The sequence below is a fragment of the Gemmatimonadota bacterium genome, assembly GCA_016209965.1.
Taxonomy (GTDB): Bacteria; Gemmatimonadota; Gemmatimonadetes; order Longimicrobiales; family RSA9; genus JACQVE01.
Window position 1 is genome coordinate 1 of sequence record JACQVE010000159.1, and the last position, 3,356, is coordinate 3,356.

At 68.4% G+C, this 3,356-nt stretch carries 3 protein-coding genes; all 3 read left to right on the forward strand.

Annotated features, from left to right (window positions below; translation table 11 throughout):
* On the forward strand, positions 1–1,061 hold a 1,061-nt coding region (locus HY703_06495; protein ID MBI4544823.1), incomplete at its 5' end, for an amidase.
* Between the two features lie 26 nt (positions 1,062–1,087).
* A complete protein-coding gene (locus HY703_06500) occupies positions 1,088–2,962 on the forward strand; it encodes a gamma-glutamyltransferase (GenBank protein MBI4544824.1) in 1,875 nt (624 codons plus the stop codon).
* Between the two features lie 32 nt (positions 2,963–2,994).
* Positions 2,995–3,150 carry a hypothetical protein gene (locus HY703_06505; GenBank protein ID MBI4544825.1) on the forward strand — a complete coding sequence of 52 codons (156 nt, stop codon included), beginning with the start codon at positions 2,995–2,997 and terminating at the stop codon, positions 3,148–3,150.
* The last annotated feature ends 206 nt before the right edge of the window (positions 3,151–3,356 follow it).

Below are 3,356 nucleotides of genomic sequence, written 5' to 3' on the forward strand. Positions count from 1 at the left end.
ACCCCTACGCGCTCGACCGCTCCCCTTGCGGCTCGAGCTCCGGCACGGGCGGCGCCATCGCGGCGAACTACGCGGCCGTCGGCGTGGGCACGGAGACGGATGGCTCGATCGTCTGCCCCGCGTCCGCCAACTCGCTGGTGGGCATCAAGCCCACGCTCGGCCTGGTGGGCCGCTCCGGCATCATCCCTATTGCCCACAGCCAGGACACGGCCGGGCCCATGGCCCGCACCGTAGCGGATGCCGCGGCCCTGCTGGGCGTGCTGGCGGGTGTCGACCCGCGCGACCCGGCCACCGCGGCCAGCCGCGGCCAGGCGCCGGCCGACTACACGCGCTTCCTCGACCCCAACGGGCTGAAAGGCGCCCGCATTGGCGTCGCCCGCGCCAAGGTCTCGGGCTACAGCCGCGAGACCGACCAGTTGTTCCAGGCGGCGGTCGATGCCCTGAAGGCGCAGGGCGCCGAAGTCATGGACCCCGCAGACATTCCCCACCTGGGCGAATACGACGACTCCGAGTTCACGGTCCTGCTCTACGAGTTCAAATCGGACCTGAACCGCTACCTGGCCGGGCTGGGGCCCGCCGCCCCCGCCCACTCGCTCCGCGAGCTGATCGACTTCAACGAGCGGAACCGGGAGCGCGAGATGCCCTACTTCGGCCAGGAGATCTTCCTCAGGGCCGAGGAGAAGGGACCGCTCACGGAGAAGGAATACGTGGACGCCCTGGCGAAGAACCACCGCCTGTCGCGGGCCGAGGGCATTGATGCGGTGTTGGACCAGCACCGGCTGGACGCCGTTATCGCGCCTACCGGCAGTCCGCCCTGGACCATCGACCTGGTCAATGGCGACCACTTCCTGGGTGCCAGCTCGACGCCCGCCGCGGTGGCCGGCTACCCCAGCATCACGGTGCCTGCGGGGTATGCATTCGGCCTGCCTGTCGGCATCTCCTTCATCGGCCGGGCGTGGAGCGAGCCGACGCTGATCCGTCTGGCCCACGCCTTCGAGCAGGCGATGAAGGCCCGACGGCCGCCGCGCTTCCTGCCCACCGCGGATCTCTCCGCGATCTAATCCGCGATCTAAGAGGAGGAGTAGCCATGCTTACATCGGGAATGGTCATCCGTCGTCTTCCCTATCTCTTCGTCCTGGCGTCCGCCTTCCTGCTGCCAGCCGGGGCGGCCGCGCAGCGCACCGCCAAGCCGGTGCTGCACGGCCGGCACTGGATCGCCATTACGGGCAAGCCGCTGGCCGCGACGGCCGGAGCCATGATGTTCCAGAAGGGAGGCAATGCAGTGGACGCCGCCTGCGCCATGCTCGCGGCCACGACCACCATGTGGGACGTGCTGAGCTGGGGTGGCGAGACGCAGGCGCTGATCTACAACCCGAAGACGGGCAAGGTCGTGGGCATCAACGCCCTGGGCGTGGCACCCTCGGGGGCGACGGCGGAGTTCTTCAAGCAGAAGGGGCTCAAGTATCCGCCGGAGGACGGGCCCTGGTCCGCGGTGACGCCGGGCACGCCGGGCGGGCTGCTGGTCATGCTGGCGGAGTTCGGCAAGCTCGCGCTGGCCGACGTACTGGCGCCGGCCATCCAGATGGCGGACGGCTACCCCATCGAGGCGCAGACAGCGAACAGCATCGAGCGGAACAAGGAGAAGCTCAAGCAGTGGCCGTACTCGCGCCAGGTCATGCTGCCCCACGCCGGTGCTGCGCGCGAGGCGCCGGCGGCCGGCGAGATCTTCCGCCAGCCGGATCTGGCCGCCACGCTGCGCAAGCTGGTCGAGGCCGAGCAGCAGGCGCTGCGGCGCGGGAGAAGCCGCAAGGAAGCGATCTACGCGGCGTACGACCGGTTTTACAAGGGCGACGTCGCCAGCGAGTTCGTGCGCGGCGCGCAGGAGCAGGGCGGGCTGATCACCATGGAAGACCTGGCCCGGTGGAGGGTGCAGCTCGAGGAGCCGGTCAAGACCGACTACAAAGGGATCGAGGTCTACAAGCTGACGCACTGGGTGCAGGGCCCGGTGCTGCTGCAGGCACTGAACATCCTGGAGAACATGAACCTCGAGTCCCTGGGCTACAACAGCGCCCGCTACATCCACGCGCTCTACCAGACCATGAACCTGGCCTTTGCCGACCGGGACTTCTATTACGGCGACCCTTACTTCCCGCCGGCCGAGCCGATCCGGGGGCTGCTCTCGAAGGAGTATGCGAAGCAGCGCTTCCAGCAGATCAACTGGGAGCGGAACGACCCGGCGGCCGCGCCGGGCGACCCCTACCCCTTCCAGGGCGAGAGCAACCCGTTCCGCCACCTGCTGGAGAAATGGAACGCGCGCCCGCCCGTGACCTCAGCAGAGTCGAGTCCTCAGGCGCTGCACGACTTCGAGCAGGCGTTCTACCGGGGCACGACCTCGATCCAGGCGGCGGACGCCGAGGGCTGGGTGGTCTCGGTCACGCCCAGCGGCGGCTGGATCCCGGCCGTGATCGCCGGGCGCACGGGCATGGGCATGAGCCAGCGCGCGCAGAGCTTCGTGCTGGACGAGGCGGAGAACCCGTTCAACGTGATCGAGCCCGGCAAGCGGCCGCGCGTCACGCTCACGCCCACGCTGGCGCTCAAGGAGGGGAAGCCCTTCCTCTCCTTTGCCGTGCAGGGCGGCGACTCGCAGGACCAGAACCTGCTCCAGTTCTTCCTGAACGTGGTCGAGTTCGGCATGAACGTGCAGCAGGCGGCGGAGGCGGCCAATATCAACAGCTTCCAGATGCGCAGCTCCTTCGACGACCATAGCTCGCGGCCCGGCCGGCTGCTGCTGAACGAGGCCGTGCCGCCCTGGATCCGTGACCAGCTGCGCCGCATGGGCTACGAGCTGACCTTCGAGGAGCGCACCTCCGGCCCCATCAACGCCATCTACTTCGACCGCAAGCACGGCAGCTTCTGGGGCGGCTCGAGCCACCACGGCGAGGATTACGGCATCGCCTGGTGAGGGCTGCGCCAGAGCACGGAAGTTGCGCACTGGTGAGGCAATGGGGCAAGCTCCTGCTCATCCTGTGCGGCGCGGCCGGCGTGGCCGCCGGCGGCTACATCACCCTGGCCATCATCGTCGCCCAGTCGCGCACGGGGCACTACCTGCACTCGTTCAATGACGTCTTTGGCTGGAAATCGCTGCGCTAGGCGCCAGGAGTGGACGCGAGGTCATCTTCGCGGCGCACCACCCGTTCAAGTCGGCCAGCCCGCATGCAAACCGACCTCATTGCCAGCAGCCGCCCTAATCCTATGTCGCGATCCCGTTTCATGCGACGGGGTCGGCGGCAGCCGGTGAAGGCGTGAAGTGAGTTACTCAAAAGCTCCGCCAACGGCTGTCAGCTCGGCATTCCCGG

Coding starts and splice junctions, on each gene's coding strand:
- HY703_06500 (MBI4544824.1), top strand. CDS start 1,088: ATGCTTACATCGGGAATGGTCATCCGTCGTCTTCCCTATCTCTTCGTC.